Origin of the sequence: Pseudomonas viridiflava, assembly GCF_900184295.1 — a bacterium.
GTDB classification, from domain to species: domain Bacteria; phylum Pseudomonadota; class Gammaproteobacteria; order Pseudomonadales; family Pseudomonadaceae; genus Aquipseudomonas; species Aquipseudomonas viridiflava.
The window spans coordinates 5,996,253-6,015,168 of record NZ_LT855380.1 but is presented as its reverse complement, the minus strand read 5'-3'; the positions used below and the strand labels follow the sequence as shown (position 1 = coordinate 6,015,168).

The 18,916-nt window shown below is 59.4% G+C and carries 16 protein-coding genes; 7 read left to right on the top strand and 9 right to left on the bottom strand.

Annotated features, from left to right (window positions below; all coding sequences use genetic code 11):
• Positions 1-112: 112 nt before the first annotated feature.
• Positions 113-979, top strand: coding sequence for a pyridoxal kinase PdxY (gene pdxY, locus CFBP1590_RS27055; protein WP_088236312.1), 867 nt, complete (start codon positions 113-115; stop codon positions 977-979).
• 47 nt (positions 980-1,026) lie between these two features.
• On the opposite strand, the gene CFBP1590_RS27050 is transcribed toward pdxY, so the two are convergent.
• The gene (locus CFBP1590_RS27050; protein WP_004881681.1) at positions 1,027-1,512 is read right to left on the bottom strand and encodes an acyl-CoA thioesterase; all 486 of its coding nucleotides are present in this window, start codon (positions 1,510-1,512) and stop codon (positions 1,027-1,029) included.
• A 282-nt stretch (positions 1,513-1,794) separates the two neighbouring features.
• On the opposite strand from CFBP1590_RS27050, the gene CFBP1590_RS27045 reads away from it, so the two are divergent.
• A complete protein-coding gene (locus CFBP1590_RS27045; RefSeq protein WP_029244162.1) occupies positions 1,795-3,561 on the top strand; it encodes a cation:proton antiporter in 1,767 nt (588 codons plus the stop codon).
• 40 nt (positions 3,562-3,601) lie between these two features.
• Here CFBP1590_RS27045 and CFBP1590_RS27040 read toward each other — a convergent pair whose 3' ends face one another.
• The 3 genes from CFBP1590_RS27040 to uvrD all read right to left on the bottom strand — a co-directional run bounded on the left by CFBP1590_RS27040 (position 3,602) and on the right by uvrD (position 7,583).
• Entirely contained in the window at positions 3,602-4,009 is a 408-nt protein-coding gene (locus CFBP1590_RS27040) for an SMI1/KNR4 family protein (protein WP_004881680.1), read from the bottom strand.
• Positions 4,010-4,140: 131 nt separating this feature from the next.
• Entirely contained in the window at positions 4,141-4,983 is an 843-nt protein-coding gene (locus tag CFBP1590_RS27035; protein WP_029244161.1) for a Tim44 domain-containing protein, read from the bottom strand.
• A gap of 416 nt (positions 4,984-5,399) precedes the next feature.
• Positions 5,400-7,583 (bottom strand): DNA helicase II, encoded by a 2,184-nt coding sequence (uvrD, locus tag CFBP1590_RS27030; protein ID WP_025995461.1) that lies wholly within the window; start codon positions 7,581-7,583, stop codon positions 5,400-5,402.
• A 420-nt stretch (positions 7,584-8,003) separates the two neighbouring features.
• Between uvrD and CFBP1590_RS27025 the strand changes: the two genes are divergently transcribed.
• Both CFBP1590_RS27025 and hexR read left to right on the top strand, forming a co-directional pair.
• On the top strand, positions 8,004-10,364 hold the full coding sequence (locus CFBP1590_RS27025) for a putative bifunctional diguanylate cyclase/phosphodiesterase (RefSeq protein WP_374729080.1): 2,361 nt from the start codon (positions 8,004-8,006) through the stop codon (positions 10,362-10,364).
• Between the two features lie 183 nt (positions 10,365-10,547).
• The gene (hexR, locus tag CFBP1590_RS27020; protein ID WP_004881672.1) at positions 10,548-11,414 is read left to right on the top strand and encodes a transcriptional regulator HexR; all 867 of its coding nucleotides are present in this window, start codon (positions 10,548-10,550) and stop codon (positions 11,412-11,414) included.
• A 97-nt stretch (positions 11,415-11,511) separates the two neighbouring features.
• Here the strand turns inward: hexR and CFBP1590_RS27015 are convergent, their stop codons facing one another.
• Entirely contained in the window at positions 11,512-11,823 is a 312-nt protein-coding gene (locus CFBP1590_RS27015; protein ID WP_088236311.1) for a hypothetical protein, read from the bottom strand.
• 221 nt (positions 11,824-12,044) lie between these two features.
• On the opposite strand from CFBP1590_RS27015, the gene CFBP1590_RS27010 reads away from it, so the two are divergent.
• On the top strand, positions 12,045-12,266 hold the full coding sequence (locus CFBP1590_RS27010; RefSeq protein WP_050575475.1) for a PA3496 family putative envelope integrity protein: 222 nt from the start codon (positions 12,045-12,047) through the stop codon (positions 12,264-12,266).
• On the opposite strand, the gene CFBP1590_RS27005 is transcribed toward CFBP1590_RS27010, so the two are convergent.
• Entirely contained in the window at positions 12,220-13,170 is a 951-nt protein-coding gene (locus CFBP1590_RS27005; protein WP_088236310.1) for a LysR family transcriptional regulator, read from the bottom strand. The two genes, CFBP1590_RS27010 and CFBP1590_RS27005, sit on opposite strands and share 47 nt — an antisense overlap.
• A 180-nt stretch (positions 13,171-13,350) precedes the next feature.
• Here CFBP1590_RS27005 and CFBP1590_RS27000 point away from each other — a divergent pair, with 180 nt between their 5' ends.
• Positions 13,351-14,766 carry an acetyl-CoA carboxylase biotin carboxylase subunit gene (locus CFBP1590_RS27000; protein WP_025995457.1) on the top strand — a complete coding sequence of 472 codons (1,416 nt, stop codon included), beginning with the start codon at positions 13,351-13,353 and terminating at the stop codon, positions 14,764-14,766.
• Between the two features lie 11 nt (positions 14,767-14,777).
• A complete protein-coding gene (gene oadA / locus CFBP1590_RS26995; RefSeq protein ID WP_088236309.1) occupies positions 14,778-16,586 on the top strand; it encodes a sodium-extruding oxaloacetate decarboxylase subunit alpha in 1,809 nt (602 codons plus the stop codon).
• Between the two features lie 536 nt (positions 16,587-17,122).
• Here the strand turns inward: oadA and CFBP1590_RS26990 are convergent.
• The 3 genes from CFBP1590_RS26990 to CFBP1590_RS26980 are packed head-to-tail and all read right to left on the bottom strand — an operon-like array spanning position 17,123 to position 18,891.
• Positions 17,123-17,794: a GNAT family N-acetyltransferase gene (locus CFBP1590_RS26990; protein ID WP_029242118.1), complete on the bottom strand. Its 672-nt coding sequence runs from the start codon at positions 17,792-17,794 to the stop codon at positions 17,123-17,125.
• A 12-nt stretch (positions 17,795-17,806) separates the two neighbouring features.
• Positions 17,807-18,253 carry a GNAT family N-acetyltransferase gene (locus CFBP1590_RS26985; RefSeq protein ID WP_088236308.1) on the bottom strand — a complete coding sequence of 149 codons (447 nt, stop codon included), beginning with the start codon at positions 18,251-18,253 and terminating at the stop codon, positions 17,807-17,809.
• Positions 18,253-18,891 (bottom strand): FMN-binding negative transcriptional regulator, encoded by a 639-nt coding sequence (locus tag CFBP1590_RS26980; RefSeq protein WP_029242120.1) that lies wholly within the window; start codon positions 18,889-18,891, stop codon positions 18,253-18,255. Before CFBP1590_RS26980 ends, CFBP1590_RS26985 begins: the two co-directional genes overlap by 1 nt.
• Between the last annotated feature and the right edge of the window lie 25 nt (positions 18,892-18,916).

Sequence of the window (18,916 nt, the reverse complement as noted above, 5' to 3'; positions counted from 1 at the left end):
CGGAGTGCTCCAGCAAAGGAGCCACCAGCTTAACTGTCCTGAGTGATTTACAGCCATACTGTGCGACTTATATTTCTCATTACTGCATTTGCATCGTGTTCAGGATATTCCCATGAAACGTACACCCCACTTGCTCGCTATCCAGTCCCATGTGGTCTTCGGCCACGCAGGCAATAGTGCGGCGGTGTTTCCGATGCAACGTATCGGTGTCAATGTCTGGCCGCTCAACACGGTTCAGTTCTCCAACCACACGCAGTACAAGCAGTGGACCGGCGAAGTGCTGGCCCCGCAGCAGATTCCGGCCCTGATCGACGGCATTGCCGCCATCGGCGAGCTGGGTAACTGCGATGCCGTGCTTTCCGGCTATCTGGGCAGCGCCGCGCAAGGGCGTGCCATCCTGACCGGTGTCGCACGCATCAAGGCGGCCAATCCCAAGGCACTGTATCTGTGTGATCCGGTGATGGGGCATCCCGAGAAAGGGTGCATCGTCCCGGCTGAAGTCAGCGACTTTCTGCTGGAAGAGGCCGCCGCCATGGCCGACTTCCTGTGCCCCAACCAGTTGGAGCTGGACAGCTTCTCGGGGCGCAAGCCTGAGTCGCTGCTCGATTGCCTGGGGATGGCCAAGGCGCTGCTGGCACGTGGCCCGAAAGCTGTAGTGGTCAAGCATCTGGATTACCCCGGCAAGGCGGCCGAAGGCTTTGAAATGTTGCTGGTGACCGCCGAGGCCAGTTGGCACCTGCGACGTCCATTGCTGGCTTTCCCGCGTCAGCCGGTGGGTGTGGGTGATCTGACCTCGGGCCTGTTCCTGTCGCGCATCCTGCTGGGCGATAATCTGGTCGCAGCGTTCGAATTTACTGCATCCGCCGTGCACGAAGTGCTGCTGGAAACCCAGGCGTGCGGCAGTTACGAACTGGAATTGGTTCGTGCTCAGGACCGTATCGCTCATCCGCGGGTACGTTTCGAAGCGGTCAGGCTGTAACGGCCGACAAAGGCTGCGGCTCGGGCATCCCTGCCTGAGTCCGTTCGTTACAGCGCTTCTTCCTTGATTTCCTGGTAACGCTTTTCCAGTTCCTGACGGAGCTGGCGGCGTTGCTGCGCCTGGATGTAACGACGCTTGGCGTCAGGGCTTTCCGGTTCCAATGGCGGGACGCTGGCCGGTTTGCGGTTGTCGTCCACTGCCACCATGGTGAAGAAGCAGCTGTTGGAGTGGCGTACCGAGCGCTCGCGGATGTTTTCGGTCACCACTTTGATGCCGACCTCCATCGAGGTGTTGCCGGTGTAGTTCACCGATGCCAGGAAGGTCACCAGTTCGCCGACATGCACCGGCTCACGGAAGATCACCTGGTCCACGGACAACGTGACCACATAGCGACCGGCATAGCGGCTTGCGCACGCGTAAGCCACTTCATCCAGGTACTTGAGTAACGTACCGCCGTGCACGTTGCCAGAGAAGTTGGCCATGTCCGGGGTCATCAATACAGTCATCGACAGCTGGGCGTTTCCGGGTTCCATAGCGTACTCACACGGTCAAGGTGGTCAAAGACGCCTATGCTGGCGCTCAAGGTGTAGTTATCGGGACGCTGGCCATTCACTGCCCGTCACGCGTCATTCCATCTGTTTCCATATATTGCACCGGCTTTTTGTCGAGGAGTGCAGTGTTAACCTTCAAAAACCCGTGGATCGGGTTTTTTCCTACGTTTGCGTCAGATTTGGATGACGAAATTTCGGCAGGTGGCGCGGCAAGCACGTCCAGTACCGGTCAAGGAACTCATCACCCAAAGGAGCCACACCCCAATGCATGCCATCAATTTCATTCAGGACCTGGCAGTGATCATGCTGGTGGCAGGCGTGGTGACCATTCTATTCCACCGTCTGCGACAGCCCGTGGTGCTGGGCTATATCGTTGCGGGCTTCATCATCGGGCCGCACACACCGCCTTTCAGCCTGATCCACGATGAAGACACCATCAAGACCCTCGCCGAGCTGGGGGTGATCTTCCTGATGTTCTGCCTGGGCCTTGAGTTCAGTTTGCGCAAACTGTTCAAGGTCGGTGCCACGGCGTTCATTGCCGCGTTTCTCGAAATCGCCCTGATGATCTGGATCGGCTACGAGATCGGTCAGTTCTTCGGCTGGAAAACCATGGACTCGCTGTTCCTGGGCGCGATTCTGGCGATCTCCTCGACCACTATCATCGTCAAGGCGCTCAACGACCTGAAGATGAAGAACGAGCGCTTTGCTCAGTTGATCTTCGGGGTGCTGATCGTCGAAGACATCCTCGGCATTGGCATCATTGCGCTGTTGTCCGGCATTGCGGTCAGCGGATCGGTCAGCTCCGGCGAGGTGTTCTCGACCGTCGGCAAGCTGTCACTGTTCATGATCGTCGCGCTGGTGATCGGCATTCTGCTGGTGCCGCGCGTGCTGGCCTACGTGGCCAGATTCGAAAGCAACGAAATGCTGCTGGTGACGGTGCTGGGCCTGTGTTTCGGTTTCTGCCTGCTGGTCGTCAAGCTGGAATACAGCATGGTGCTGGGCGCTTTCCTGATCGGCGCGATCATGGCCGAATCCAGGGAGCTGATAAAAATCGAGCGCCTGATCGAGCCCATCCGGGACATGTTCAGTGCGATTTTCTTTGTGGCCATCGGCCTGATGATCGACCCGAATATCCTGTTGGCCTACGCCTGGCCCATCGCCGTGATTACCGTTGCGGTGGTGCTGGGCAAGATGCTGTCCTGTGGGCTGGGCGCGTTTCTCGCCGGTAACGATGGCCGGACCTCGCTGCGGGTAGGCATGGGGCTGTCACAGATTGGCGAGTTTTCTTTCATCATCGCGGCATTGGGCATGACGCTGCAGGTGACCAGCGACTTCCTCTATCCAGTAGCGGTCGCCGTGTCGGCCATCACGACCCTGCTGACGCCGTACCTGATTCGTGGTGCCGATCCGCTGTCGAACAAGCTCGCCATGATGGTGCCCGGGCGCGTTGCTCGGGTGTTCAACATGTACGGTGAATGGCTGCGCAGTATCCAGCCACAGGGAGAAGGCGCGGTGCTGGCGCAGATAATCCGTCGCATCCTGCTGCAGGTCGGCGTGAATCTGGCGCTGGTGATGGCGATCTTCTTCAGCGGTGGGTATTTCGCCGAGCGCATTGGCGGCTACATAAGCGAATGGGTCGGGGATGTCAGCTATCAGAAGGCGTTGATCTGCGGTGCTGCGCTACTGCTGTCGTTGCCGTTCCTGATTGCGGCATATCGCAAGCTCAAGGCGCTGTCGATGCTGCTCGCAGAGATGGGCGTCAAACCGGAGATGGCGGGGCGTCACACCGTTCGGGTGCGCAAGGTCCTGGCCGAAGTCATTCCGTTGCTTTCGCTGGCGTTGATTTTCGTCATGCTGGCTGCGTTGTCAGCCAGTATTCTGCCCGCCAACGAACTGTTGCTGGTCATCACGCTGGTGGCAGCGCTTGTCGCTGCGCTGCTGTGGCGCTGGTTCATCCGCGTGCATACGCGCATGCAACTGGCGCTGATAGAGACATTGGGTAACAACAATCCTGAGTCATCCGGGCATTGAGCCCGGTGACACACATTCGGTAGGCATGGCTCTACGGGTATCAGCTTTCCAGCCAGACGTCCCGCGCCCAGTGCCAGACCGATTCCCAGCTTTCTTCGGTGACCAGTTCTTCTTCGGCGGACCACAACAGCACAGTGCCGTCTTCTTCGACGCAGTAGTAGTCGTCGCCGTCCTGGCAGATAGGAATCAGCTCGCGCGGTACACCATCATCCCAGGCGGTTGCGGCCACATCCGGCAGGTAGGTGTGCGACTGCGGGTCAGTGACCGTGACGGGCTCGAGGCTGCCGTACACCACGTCGCTGACCGTCAGGAGAAATTCCTTGAAGACGAACGGGATGTTGATGAACAGCTGTTCCTCGATTTCGACCAACAGGTCTTCATCGGGCAGTTCGAGCGGAACCGGAACCGGTTCGTTTGCTTCACGCAATTGTTCGATGACTTCTTCCACGACACGGATCCTCTTACTTGATGGCGCGGGTTATACAGTAGCGTAAAGCCTTTCTCAAAATAACTATCCGAACGGATAAACAAAAAACCCCGGACATGTCCGGGGTTCTGAACGCAATAACGGAATCTGGTTCAACCGTTCTGGCGAATTCCCGCCACCAGCCATGGCTGGTTATCGCCTTGCGCACGCTCCATGTTCCAGCTTTCGCTGAACACTTCGCCCTGATCAAAGCGCGATGTTTTGGAAACGCCCGAGAAGGTCAGGGTCGCAATCGTCTTGTCGGCACGATCATCCACACCGTCCAGCTGGACGTTGAGGTTGTCGATGTAAGTCGACTGGAAACCATCGCCCAAGTCCGCACGTTCCTTTTTCAGGAACTGGAGCATTTGCGGGGTGACGAACTCCGCGATCTTGTCCATCTCGTTGGCGTCCCAGTGCTGCTGCAGCGACTGGAAGTGGCTGCGAGCGGCTTCAAGGAAGCGTTCCTCATTGAACCAGGCAGGCGCGTTGATCACCGGCGCTGCGGAAGCGGCCGGGCTGCTGCCGAAGATCGGGTTCTGCGCAGGCTGGCTGGCTTCACGCTGATACGGCGCACCGGCACCGGCCATTTTCGGCTGTTGCTGCTGACGTCTGCGCGCAATGAAGCGGAAGATCAGGAAGGCGAGGAGGCCCACGATCAGAATGTCGAACAGTTGCAGGCCCTGGAAGCCGTCGCCCATGAACATGGCTGCTAGCAGGCCACCGGCAGCGATGCCGGCCAATGGACCCAGCCAGCGGGATGCGCCGCTGGCGGCAGGTGTCGGGCGACCGGCAGCGTTAGGGGCTGCGGCAGGCGTGGAAGGCGCAGTCTGGCGCGCCTGATGGGTCGGTGCCGAGCCCATGCTCTTGCCACCACCGAAACGCGCGGCGTTCACATCCAGGCTCAGAGTGAGCCCGATGCACAGCGCCATCGCGAAGCTAAGAAAACGTTGCATATGGGTATTCCCGTTTTGTGATTGCACGCGCGTCATGTTGCACAGCACATGGCTGCATGACCAGCACGTTAATGTTTCGGACTTTTACACAAACAGCGTAAGACATTTCTTTACGGCTTGTGGGGTTGGTCGTCTGCATGTTCAGTTATACGCGTGTACAGCTGAATGAAAGCACAACCCGGATTGATGGTGGACGAAGTCCATGCTCCAAGTGGGCGTGTTGTGACGGAAATATGTGTCGCATTCCAGAGCGGACGCGGAGCGTCCTGGGCGGCGTTACCACGCTGGAGCGTGGGAACGATCAGCGTGGTCTCAAGCACACCGATCCTGCCCATGCTCCGCGTGGGCATGCAGCCGTGACGCTCCGCGTCACCTCCAAGGGCGGCCGCAGAGCGCCGGGGACAATCAGCGTCCGATTACAACGCCACCAGCTTCGCGTAGCCCATCATCAGCCACTTGCTGCCTTCGGCGAAGTTGACCTGAACGCGTGCCTGAGCGCCAGCGCCTTCGAAGTTGAGGATCACGCCTTCGCCGAATACGGCATGCTGCACGCGCTGGCCCAGGGTGAACTCGGTTTCCGGGATGCCGGTACCGGTGAACAGGCTGCTGTTGTTGACCTTCTGCGTGCCGCCGAATGGTCGGCTGACGCTGTTGGACAAGCGCACTTCCTGAATCAGCGCGGGCGGGATTTCGCGTACGAAACGCGAGACCTTGTTGTAGGTCTCGCTGCCGTACAGGCGACGCGTCTCGGCGTAGGTCATGACCAGTTGCTGCATGGCGCGGGTAATGCCGACGTAAGCCAGACGGCGCTCCTCTTCAAGACGGCCGGGCTCTTCCAGGCTCATCTTGTGCGGGAACAATCCCTCTTCCATGCCCACCAGGAACACGTGCGGAAACTCCAGACCCTTGGCGCTGTGCAGCGTCATCAGCTGGATGCTTTCTTCGTGCTCCTGGGCCTGAGTGTCACCGGCTTCCAGCGACGCATGCCCGAGGAAGGCCGCCAGCGGGGTCAGGTCTTCTTCACTTTCGGTGTTCTCGAAAGCGCGCGCGGCGCTGACCAGTTCCTCAAGGTTTTCTACCCGGGCCTGGCCTTTCTCGCCTTTTTCCTGCTCGTGATAGGTGATCAGCCCGGACTGCTCGATGACGGTCTGGGTCATCAGGTGCAGCGGCATGTCCATGACCTTGGCCGACAGGTTCTCGATCAGCTCGATGAACCCGCCCAGCGCAGTCGCCGCACGGCCGGTCAGGCCTTTATTGGCGACCAGCAGGCGCATCGCTTCCCACATCGACACGTCGGCATGACGGGCATGTTCACGAATCGCTTCAACGGTCTTTTCACCGATGCCGCGCGCCGGAACGTTGATGACCCGCTCAAGCGCCGCGTCGTTGCCGCGACCTTCCAGCAAGCGCAGATACGCCATGGCGTTCTTGATCTCGGCGCGTTCGAAGAATCGCTGGCCGCCGTAGATGCGGTATGGAATGCGTTCGCGCAGCAGGGCTTCTTCCAGCACCCGCGACTGGGCGTTGGAGCGGTAGAGAATGGCGATGTCGTTACGCGAGATACCGGTCTTGAGCACGCTCTCGATGGTCTCGACCACATAACGCGCTTCATCGTGTTCGTTGAAGGCGGCATACAGGCTGATCAGCTCGCCGTCGCCGACATCGGTCCACAGCTCTTTACCCAGGCGGCCGCTGTTGTTGACGATCAAGCCGTTGGCCGCTTTGAGGATGCTCGCCGTGGAGCGGTAGTTCTGCTCCAGACGGATGACTTCGGTATCCGGGAAGTCGGACGAATACTGGTGAATGTTCTCGATCTTCGCGCCGCGCCAGCCGTAGATGGACTGATCGTCGTCGCCGACCACCATCAGGCTGTCGCCACCCTGAGCCAACAGACGCAACCAGGCGTACTGCACGGCGTTGGTGTCCTGGAATTCGTCCACCAGCACGTGGCGGAAGCGGCGCTGATAGTGCGCCAGCAGACCGGGGTTGTCGCGCCACAGGTCGAGCGCGCGCAGCAGCAGTTCGGAGAAGTCGATCACGCCGGCACGTTGGCAGGCCGCCTCATAGGCTTCATAGATGCTGCGCATGGTGGTCAGGAACAGGTCGCCGCTGGCCTGAATGTGCTGCGGACGCAGCCCTTCGTCTTTCTGGCCATTGATGAACCACTGCGCCTGACGGGCAGGCCAGCGTTGCTCGTCCAGACCCAGCTCGCGGATCACGCGTTTGACCAGACGTTGCTGGTCGTCGCTGTCCAGAATCTGAAAGGTCTGCACCAGCCCGGCTTCCTGCCAGTGCGCCCGCAGCAGGCGGTGCGCCAGGCCGTGGAACGTTCCGACCCACATGCCTGCCGGGCTGATGCCCATCAGTTGCTCGATGCGATGGCGCATCTCGGCGGCGGCCTTGTTGGTGAACGTCACCGACAGGACCGAGTGCGGGGAGGCTTGCTCGACCTGCATCAGCCAGGCGATGCGATGCACCAGCACACGGGTTTTGCCGGAGCCAGCACCGGCCAGGACCAACTGACGACCCAGGGAGGCGGCTACGGCCTGACGCTGGGCATCGTTGAGGGAATTAAGAAGAAGAGAGAGATCATCGCGCATCGGCGCATTCTAGGGTGCTGCGTCATGGTGGGCAAACCATGCTTTGCGTGGGGCAATAAAAAATCGTTGGGGCTGACGACCGGTCGGTCGGTGCAGAGAGCGTTGCGCGCCGTGCCTTGAGCGAGGGCAGATCACTCAGGGCGGTGGCATATTGATATTTTTGTTTGGTCCGGCAGTTTGGTCTGCTCAAGGCCTTGTGTATGCTCCGCACACGCTCAGGGCCAAGACCCCTTTTGAACGCTCCTGACCGGGCGCATGCGGGGTCTGATCAACGATAAGAACGACGCCATGACATACCGTTTCAGCGCTGGCGAGGTCCTTGAAAACACTCGCCGCGACCTCTACCGGCAGTTCGCCGCGCCCTTGGCGCTCGAACGCACACGTCTTCTTTATCAGGGCTCACTGCTGCCGACACTGTTCATGTTTCTGAACGGTCTTGTCTGTGCCTGGTTGCTCTGGGGCGCCGAACGCTATCTGCTGGTGTGGATCTGGCTGGGCTGGCTGTCTGCGCTGGTCTGCCTGCGGATCATTCAGGTCGCCGCGTTCGAAGCGGCCTCCAGAGAGCGTCAGGCGCAACCGGTCTGGCGCAGGATGTTTATCATGGGCGCCTGTGTCAGCGGCCTGACCCTGGCCGCTGCGGCAGTGGTGCTGGTCCCGGTGGAAAATTTCGAGCAGCAGGCCTGGGTATTCGGCTTGATTGGCGCTGCGATCCTGTCCGCCAGTGTCGCCTACGCCGTCAGCATTTCCGCGTTTCTGGTGTTCAGCCTGTCTTGCCTGTTGCCGCCGATCCTGTACCTGTTCTGGGGCGGTAACGTACCGTTTCGCGGTTGGGGATGGCTCGGCCTGATCCTGTTGTTTGCCCTGAGCGTGGTGGCGTGGCAGGTCAATCGTCTGCTGGAGCGCAGCCTGTTGAGGCGCTTCCAGAACCAGGCCCTGATCGAGCATCTGCAGCAGGCACAGGCGACCAGTGATGCGCTCAATACCGAGCTGGCTCATGAAATCGATCAGCGCCGCGAAGCCGAGCGCGGCTTGAGGGAGGCACAGAGCGGGCTGGAGGATCGTGTTGCCCAGCGCACGCTTGAACTGGAGGAAGCCAATCAGGCATTGAGCAAGAGCCCGCCGCGTCTGGCGGCCACCGTGTTCGACGCCGCCAGCGAAGGCATAGTGATCTTCGATCCGGACTACTGCATCCTCACGGTGAATCAGGCCTTTAGCCGGGTCAGTGGGTATCAGCCGGAAGATGTGATCGGACGCCGAGTGACCGACATTGCCAGCAGCCGCGATGCGCGCCGTCACTTTCAAGCCATTCATCAATCTCTGGAACAGACCGGTCGATGGCAAGGCGAGCTGGTCGAAGCACGCAAGAACGGTGAGCTGTATCCGCAATGGCTGCAGTTGAACGTTGTGCTCGATAAGGCAGGAAAACTGAGCCACATTGTCGGCTTCTTCTCCGATCTATCATCGCGCCGTGCGGCTGAAGAACGCATGCGCTATCTGGCGCATTTCGATGAGTTGACCGGGCTGGCCAACCGTTCGCTGTTCAACGAACGGCTGCGTGAGGCCCGCGAGCGTGTGCGGTCGGGAGGCAGAAGTCTGGCGCTGCTGCATATCAATCTCGACCGCTTCAAGCTGCTCAACGAAAGCCTGGGTCATGAAATCGCTGACCAATTGCTCAGGCACGTTGCACGTCGCTTGAGTAGCGCCATGCCGGAAGCCGACACCATCGCCAGGCTTTCCGGTGATGAGTTCGCCGTACTGTTTGACGGCTACTCGAACCTGTCCAGCCTTGCCCGCGTAACCAATCGCCTGCTGGGCAAATTGCGCGTACCGCTGTCGGTGGCAGGTCACGAACTGGTGATCAGCGCATCGGTGGGCATCAGCCTACTGTCGGACTCGGCCCGTGAGGTCTCGGCACTGGTGAGTCAGGCGAACATGGCGATGCAGCATGCCAAACATCTGGGCGGCAACAACTTTCAGTTTTTTACCCAGAGCCTGCAGGCCAGCACGCTTGAGCGTCTGCAGCTTGAAATTCAACTGCGCAGGGCTGTCGACGAACAGCAACTCCAGGTCTTCTATCAGCCCAAACTGTGCCTCAGGACCGGGCGCCTGGATTCTGCCGAAGCCCTGGTGCGCTGGCACCATCCGCAGCGCGGCATGGTTGCGCCGGGTGAGTTCATCGGGCTTGCCGAGGAGACCGGGCTGATCAGCGCCATCGGCGAGTTCGTGCTGCGCCAGGCCTGTTGGCAGGCGTGTGAATGGCAGCGTCAGGGCATGGCGCCGATCAGGGTGTCGGTCAACCTGTCAGTGCATCAGTTGCGTCAGGGAAAACTGGTGAGCCTGGTTCGCCAGGTGCTTGAGGAAACCGGACTGGCACCGCAATGGCTGGAACTGGAGCTGACCGAAAGCCAGTTGCTCGACAGCGTCGAACACATCATTGTGACCTTTCAACAGTTGCGCGACCTGGGCGTAAAACTGGCCATCGACGATTTCGGCACCGGCTACTCTTCATTGAGCTACCTGCGACGGTTTCCGGTGGACTACGTGAAAATCGACCGTGCATTCATCAGCGGGTTGGGCGATGGCACCGAAGACGCCGCCATCATTCAGGCGATTATCTCCATGGCCCACAGCCTGGGTTTGAAGGTGGTTGCCGAAGGCGTGGAAAACCAGAGCCAGCTGGAATTTCTCAGGAGCCATGGCTGTGATGAAGTGCAGGGTTATCTGATCAGTCGCCCGATCGAAGCGACCGCGATGGCTGGAATTCTGCTTCAATCATTTTAAGCCGACAGTCATATGCGGGAAAATTTTGCGGATGTAGGATTATTCCCACATATTTTTATGATTTGCCCTTCTAAATGCAGCGCTAGACGTTTCACGTTCGTTTAACTGGGCGTCTCGCAGGTCATGTAGTATAACTACAAGAAAGCTACAACCCGCCCACTGCTTCATTATCGAGTCTGCCTTTTGAATCTGCTGCAACACATCGCCCAGTCACGTCATCTGCTGCGCAAATCGGAGCTCAAGGTAGCCGACCATGTGCTGCTCGACCCTGCGGCTGTGATGCACAGTTCCATGGCTGATCTTGCCCATAGCGTGGGCATCAGCGAGCCCACCATCGTGCGCTTCTGTCGCGCCATCGGTTGCACCGGGTTTCAGGATCTCAAGCTCAAACTGGCCCAGAGCCTCGCCGCAGGCGCCAGTTTCGGGCAGTTCGCGATTCACGAAGACGATTCGGTCGCCGACTACAGCCTGAAGATTTTCGACACCACCCTGCATACCCTGATGGAAGTGCGCGAGAATCTCGACCCCCATGCGCTGCAACTGGCAGTCACTGCCATGGCGGGTGCCAATCGTGTCGAGTTCTATGGCTTTGGTGCATCCGGTGCCGTAGCAGCCGATGCACAGCACAAGTTCTTCCGCCTGCTGTTGACGGCAGCGGCGTACTCCGACCCGCACATGCAGGCCATGTCGGCGGCGACGCTCAAGCCGACAGACGTTGCGGTGTGCATTTCCCAGTCCGGCCGCTCCAAGGACCTGCTGATCACGGCGAACATGGTGCGTGAAAGCGGTGCGACCCTGATTACGCTTTGCCCGAGTCAGACACCATTGGCCGAGCTGTCATCGGTCAACCTGGCGATCGATGTTCACGAAGACACCGAGATCTATACCCCGCTGACCTCGCGCATCGCGCATCTGGTGGTGATCGATGTGCTGGCGATGGGTGTTGCCATGGCGCGTGGCCCGAGCCTGGTCAATCACCTCAAGAGCGTGAAGCGCAGCTTGCGCAGCCTTCGTCTGTCACCGAAATCGATCAAGCCTCACGAAGACTGACAGCGTTCGCAATCAGCAACACACAGCAACTAAACGCCCGCCAGAGACCTTCAGGTCACTGGCGGGCGTCGTTATGCGAAAGCCTGCTACGCGTTGATCAATGCGTAACTTCTACATCATCAATGCACACCAGCAACTGATCGTTGTGATAAACGCGAACAGAGGTAATGGTTGCGTCGCTTGGCTGGGCGTATGTAACTTGCGCCTCGCCCAGAACCTGCAAGCCGATACCTTCTTCGCTGTAGCTCAGTTCCAGATTCAATTGGCCAGCTGCACTCGGTTTGCCACTGAGGGCCAGCGTGGGAATATCGTTGCTGGCACCGGTGGGTACGACGCCAGTTACCGTAAAGGTGTTTGAACCGGGCATCCGGTCATCGCGTGCACGCCAGTTCTTGTTGTCGATAGTCATTTTTTCAGCTCCTTGCTGTAGAGGATGTCACCGGCCGGTTGCCGGTGATTTGCGTCCTGCAGGGCCAGTGTCTGACGATTGGTCTCTCGAACTGGAATACATATGTATATTTTTCGGCCAATGGCCCTGAAAAATGTAACGGTCTTGTCATGCATTCGCCGCGTCTTCGTAACAGCGAGGTGTGAAGATGCTCTTCCACGAAACGTATTGGGAGACAGGACATGGCTCGGCACTACGACGATTTACCCAACAGCACCGTGAAAACCCGCCGTCAGCAGGAAGATCAGCGTCGCATGGAATTTCGTCGCGCTATCGAGAGCTACTGTGAAGCGCGCCAGCTCAATCAGGACCTGTCTGATTATCTGGATGGCGTGACCGGTACCGTCTGGCAGACCCTCACGCCGTCCGAGGACGGCCGTCGAAACGTTCGACAAGCTGGCTGATCTGCGCACGTTCACTGCGAATGAATGCCAGAAAGGCGTGAGCTACCGGAGACAGGCGTTTGTCTCTGCCCTGAACCACGCACCAGCTTCGATACAGCGGCAACTCCGCCACGGGCAGCTCCACGAGCGCGCCGGTGGCGAGTTCCTGACACACCGCATGACGTGTCAGCATGGCCAGTCCCAGCCCCGCCACCACGCATTCGCGCTGGGCCTCGCTTGAAGACACTTCCGACGTCTGCGTGAAGTGCACACGCTTCTCCTTGAAATACTCCTCGCAGGCCCGACGTGTGCCTGATCCAGGCTCGCGGGTCAGCAGCGGCCAGGGTTCCAGATCCCGCAGGTTCAGGGATGTGTGACTGCACAGCGGATGATCCGGTGGCGCCACGGCAACGATGGGGTTGTTGAGGAACGGCAGAAACTCCAGCCCCATGTCCTGCGGCACCATTGATATGATCACCAGATCATCACGGTTGTCCGAGAGTCTTCTGATCACCAGCGCCCGGTTCACCACGGTCAGGTTGAGACTGACTTCCGGGTAATGGCGTTTGAAAGCGGCAAACAGGTGCGGGACGAAATACTTGCAACTGGACTCGATGGCCAGCTTCAACTGACCTTGCAGCGAACCCTGCATGTCCGAGAGCTGCATATCGAGGTTTTCCAGGCGCCCGAAAATATCCTTGCTGGCGGCCTGCAGTGCTTGGGCTGCCTCGGTGAGGTAAAGCTTCTTGCCGACGTACTCGAACAAAGGCTGGCCGACCAGTTCTTCAAGCTGACGAATCTGCAGGCTGACTGCAGGCTGAGTCAGCGCCACTTCCTCAGCCGCGCGGCTATAGGAGCGCAGGTCGCACACCTCATTGAAAATACGCAGCTGACGTAATGTCATACGCATCAATGACTTACGCATTCTTATAGATTCCTGTTGCTGGTCAAGATGATGACTATAAGCTTTTGCTTATGGCTGACCCAACTTTTACTCATTTTTATTAATTCTCGATCAGGCATAGGGTGTCCCTGCGGCATTCAGTCACATGCTTCGTTACAAAAAGCAGCCAGGACGTTGGTCCTTAAGGTCGAGGAAACGCCAGTGATAACAAAAATACTGATTGCCAACCGGGGAGAGATTGCCGTCCGTATCGTGCGCGCCTGTGCCGAGATGGGCATTCGCTCGGTGGCGATCTTTTCCGACGCCGATCGCCATGCCCTGCATGTCAAACGCGCCGACGAAGCCTATAGCATTGGCGCCGAACCGCTTGCGGGTTATCTCAATCCGCGCAAGCTGGTCAATCTCGCTGTGGAAACCGGTTGTGATGCATTGCATCCCGGTTATGGTTTTCTCTCGGAAAACGCCGAACTGGCAGACATCTGCGCCGAACGCGGGATCAAATTCATCGGTCCTTCCGCTGAGGTCATCCGCCGTATGGGTGACAAGACCGAAGCGCGCCGCAGCATGATCAAGGCAGGTGTGCCGGTGACGCCGGGTACCGAAGGCAATGTGGCCGACATCCATGAGGCGCTGATCGAAGGGGATCGCATCGGTTACCCGGTGATGCTCAAGGCGACTTCCGGCGGCGGTGGACGGGGCATCCGGCGCTGCAACAGCCGTGAAGAACTGGAGCAGGCTTTTCCCCGAGTCATCTCGGAAGCGACCAAGGCCTTCGGTTCGGCCGAGGTATTCCTGGAAAAATGCATCGTCAATCCCAAGCACATCGAAGCGCAGATTCTGGGTGACAGCTTTGGCAACGTCGTGCATCTGTTCGAGCGCGACTGCTCGATTCAGCGCCGCAACCAGAAACTGATCGAAATCGCTCCGAGCCCGCAACTGACGCCGGAACAGCGCGCTTACATTGGCGATCTGTCGGTGCGCGCGGCCAAGGCGGTGGGTTACGAGAATGCAGGCACCGTGGAGTTCCTGCTCGCCGATGGCGAAGTGTACTTCATGGAAATGAACACCCGCGTTCAGGTGGAGCACACCATCACCGAGGAAATCACCGGTATCGACATTGTCCGCGAGCAGATTCGTATCGCGTCCGGCCAGCCGTTGTCAGTCAAGCAGGAAGACATTATCCATCGCGGCTTCGCGTTGCAGTTCCGCATCAACGCCGAAGACCCCAAGAACAACTTCCTGCCCAGCTTCGGCAAGATCACTCGCTATTACGCACCCGGTGGCCCTGGTGTGCGCACCGACACGGCGATCTACACCGGCTACACCATTCCGCCGTTCTACGACTCGATGTGTCTGAAGCTGATTGTCTGGGCGCTGACCTGGGAAGAGGCAATGGACCGCGGCCTGCGTGCCCTGGACGACATGCGCCTGCAAGGGGTGAAAACCACGGCTGCCTATTACCAGGAAATCCTGCGTAACCCTGAATTCCGCAGTGGTGAGTTCAACACCAGCTTTGTCGAAAGCCACCCTGAACTGACCAACTACTCGATCAAGCGCAAACCCGAAGAGCTGGCTCTGGCCATCGCTGCCGCCATTGCCGCCCACGCAGGCCTGTAAGGAATACACCCATGTCCAAGAAGATCTTCGTTACCGACACCATCCTGCGTGATGCTCACCAATCGTTGCTGGCTACGCGCATGCGCACCGAAGACATGCTGCCGATCTGCGAAAAGCTCGACAAGGTCGGCTACTGGTCGCTGGAAGTCTGGGGCGGCGCGACCTTCGATGCCTGCGTGCGCTTTCTGAAGGAAGACCCATGGGAGCGCCTGCGTCAGCTGCGTGCGGCGCTGCCCAATACCCGCCTGCAAATGCTGCTGCGCGGTCAGAACCTGCTGGGCTACCGTCACTACAGCGATGACGTGGTCAGGGCCTTCGTTGCCAAGGCGGCCGTCAACGGCATCGACGTGTTCCGCATTTTCGATGCCATGAACGATGTGCGTAACCTGCGCGTAGCCATTGAGGCGGTGAAGGCGGCGGGCAAGCATGCGCAAGGCACCATCGCTTACACCACCAGCCCGGTTCATACCATTGATGCGTTCGTGGCGCAGGCCAGGCAGATGGAGGCCATGGGCTGCGATTCGGTCGCGATCAAGGACATGGCCGGCCTGCTGACGCCATTCGCCACCGGCGAGCTGGTCCGTGCGCTGAAAGCCGAACAGTCGCTGCCGGTGTTCATTCACTCCCATGACACAGCCGGTCTGGCTGCCATGTGTCAGCTCAAGGCGGTCGAAAACGGCGCTGATCACATCGACACCGCCATCTCCAGCTTCGCCTGGGGCACTAGCCATCCGGGCACTGAATCCATGGTCGCGGCGCTCAAGGGCAGCGAGTTCGACACCGGGCTGGATCTGGAACTGCTGCAGGACATCGGTCTGTACTTCTACGCCGTGCGCAAGAAGTACCACCAGTTCGAAAGCGAATTTACCGCTGTCGATACCCGCGTGCAGGTCAATCAGGTGCCGGGTGGGATGATTTCCAACCTGGCCAACCAGCTCAAGGAGCAGGGCGCGCTCAACCGCATGAACGAAGTGCTGGCTGAAATCCCGCGGGTACGGAAGGACCTGGGCTATCCGCCGCTGGTCACGCCGACCTCGCAGATCGTCGGTACCCAGGCGTTCTTCAACGTGCTGGCGGGTGAGCGCTACAAGACCATCACCAATGAAGTGAAACTTTACCTGCAGGGTGGCTACGGCAAGGCGCCGGGTCAGGTGGACGAGAAACTGCGCCGTCAGGCCATCGGCAACGAAGAGTTGATCGATGTGCGCCCGGCTGATCTGCTCAAGCCGGAGATGACCAAGCTGCGGGCTGACATCGGCGCGCTGGCCAAATCCGAAGAGGATGTCCTGACGTTTGCCATGTTCCCGGACATCGGTCGCAAGTTCCTCGAAGAACGTGCGGCCGGAACGCTGACACCTGAGCTGCTGCTGCCGATCCCTGAAGCGGGCAGCGTTGCCCGCGCAGGCGGAGAGGGCGTGCCGACCGAATTCGTGATCGACGTGCACGGCGAAACGTATCGTGTGGACATCACCGGTGTGGGCGTCAAGGCCGAAGGCAAGCGCCATTTCTACCTGTCGATTGACGGCATGCCGGAAGAGGTGGTGTTCGAACCGCTCAACGAATTCGTCAGCGGCGGCGCCAGCAAGCGTAAACAGGCACATGCGCCGGGCGACGTCAGCACCACCATGCCGGGCAACATCGTCGACGTGCTGGTCAAGGAAGGCGACATGGTCAAGGTCGGCCAGGCCGTACTGATCACCGAAGCCATGAAGATGGAAACCGAAGTTCAGGCTTCCATCGCCGGCAAGGTCGTGGCCATCCACGTTACCAAGGGCGACCGCGTGAATCCGGGCGAGGTCCTGATCGAAATCGAAGGCTGATCGGGCAGAGAGCCGATCCGACAGCTGAACCGTTTACCTCTGGGGGAGCCTTCGTGGCTCCCTTTTTTTATTCGTACAGCCGGGATGTATGCCCACGCGGAGCACTCATCGTTATACACAAATCCGCCTCAACACTGATCGTGCCCATCGCTCCGCGTGGGCATGCATCCCGTGACGCTCCGCGTCACAAATGGCACAGCTTGCGGATTCAGTGAGCCGAGCGCATGACGTGGATAACGCTGGAGCTTGTCCACGCATCTGCGCCACATTCAAGAGCGGACGCGGAGCGTCCTGGGAGGCATTCCCACGCGGAGCGTAGGAACGATCAGCGTGATCTCAAGCACGCCGATCATGCCCATGCTTGTGCTCAGCGTTATACCCGAGTCTTGTTGCGACCACGGGGTATGCATTCAGTCAGACACTTTCGTTTTGGCCCCGTTTTGCGCGTCTTTCGGACTTGTGTATAACGATGAGCGCTCTGCGTGGGAATGCCGCTCAGGACGCTCCGCGTCCGACCCGGACCCGCACGCTGAAACCTACTGCCGAAACGCTTCCAGCCCTTTGATCTGCGCGCCCTCCTTGAAGTTATCCACAGCCAGCCAGCCTTCGAATGCAGTCCGCAGGGCGGGCCATTCGCTGTCGAGGATCGAATACCATGCGGTGTCTCTGTTCAGACCCTTGACCACCATGTGCTGGCGGAAGGTGCCTTCGTAGCTGAAACCGAAGCGATCAGCGGCACGTTTGGAGCGGGCGTTGTTGGCGTTGCATTTCCATTCCAGGCGGCGGTTGCCCAGTCGAAAGGCTTCCCTGGCCAGCAGGTAGATCGCCTCGGTGCCCTTGGGCGTGCGCTGCATGGCGGCGCTGAAGGTCACGTGTCCGATCTCGATCCTGCCATGTACCGCGAAGATCGACAGAAAGCTGATCACGCCTTCAGCCTTGCCGGTCTGCTGATTGATCACGGCATAGAACCACGGATCCGTCGCCACCTGATGCCCGGCCAGCCAGGCGTCGAACGCGTTGCGCTCGTTGAACGGCCCGTAGGGCAGGTAGTCCCACAGCTTCGGGTCGGCAGCCGGCCCCTGGAGCACTGACCACAAGTCATCCGCATGCCGGGCTGTCTCCAGCTTTTCCAGGCGAATGAAGCGACCATTCAGGGTCTGCGGGCCGGGCAATGTCGCGGTTTGCCAATCCAGTGGAGTCTCGGACATCGATTGCTTCCTTCAAAGAGCCTTGCGAAATTGAATGTAGCCCGCGCGATCAGCGATGCGTTCATACAGCTGAATGGCCGTGGCGTTGGTTTCGTGGGTCAGCCAGTGAACCTTGTCACAGTCGTCGGCCTTGGCGGTCACGTAGACATGCTCGATCAACTGCCTGCCGATCCCGGTGCCGCGCTGTTCCGGCGCAACAATCAGGTCCTGCAGGTAGCAGGCGTTCCTGATGCTCCAGTTGGAGCGATGGTAGATAAAGTTCACCATGCCCACCGCTTTGCCGTCCACCCACGCCAGGGCCGAGTGCGTCGGCTCCTGCGGGTCGAGCAGGCGCTGCCAGGTCACATCGCTGACGCCTTCGGCCAGTTCGGTCTTGTAAAAGCGCAGATAGGCCTGCCACAGCGGCAGCCATTCGTGGTGGTCGTCAGCAGTCACGGGGCGAATCTGGATGTCGCTCATCAAACGTTCTCCTGGGTACTCATCAAGCGGGCGAGTTGCTGTTCGTTGATTTTCGGGCTGGCGGCAAGACCGTCGCGGACCCCGGCGATGTCCGGGGCGCTGCGGTTCTGGCTGAGTTTGCGTTTGCCTTCCAGTCGCTGGACGGGCAGGGCGAAGCCGACAATGGCTCCCAGCATTTTCGCAATGTACTCGGCGGGTGCATCATCGATGGACCAGGGTTGTGCCCGATCAGATTCGTGTCTGGTCGTCAGCTCATCCAGAAGCTGACGCAGCCGTGGCGCGTCGGTAAAGGTTTCGGCCTTGCCGTAGGCGTGAACCGCAAGGTAGTTCCAGGTAGGCACGACCTGACCATGCTCGGCTTTGCTCGGGTAATACGACGGGCTGACATAAGCGTCCTCGCCGGGAAAGATCACCAGCGTTTCGGCGCAGGTCTCCAGCTGCCGCCACTGTGGATTGCCCCTGGCCAGATGGCCGTAAAGCGTTCCGTTGGGACCCTGGTCCTCGCGTAGCAGGAGGGGCAAGTGTGATGCCTGCATGCCGTCTTCGTTCCAGGTGACCAGAATCGCCAGGCGGGTCTGGTTCATCTGCTCATGGAGTCTGGATGTTTCGTTGTCTCGGAATGCTACGGGTGTGTACATGGCGGTACTCCTTGGCCGATGAACA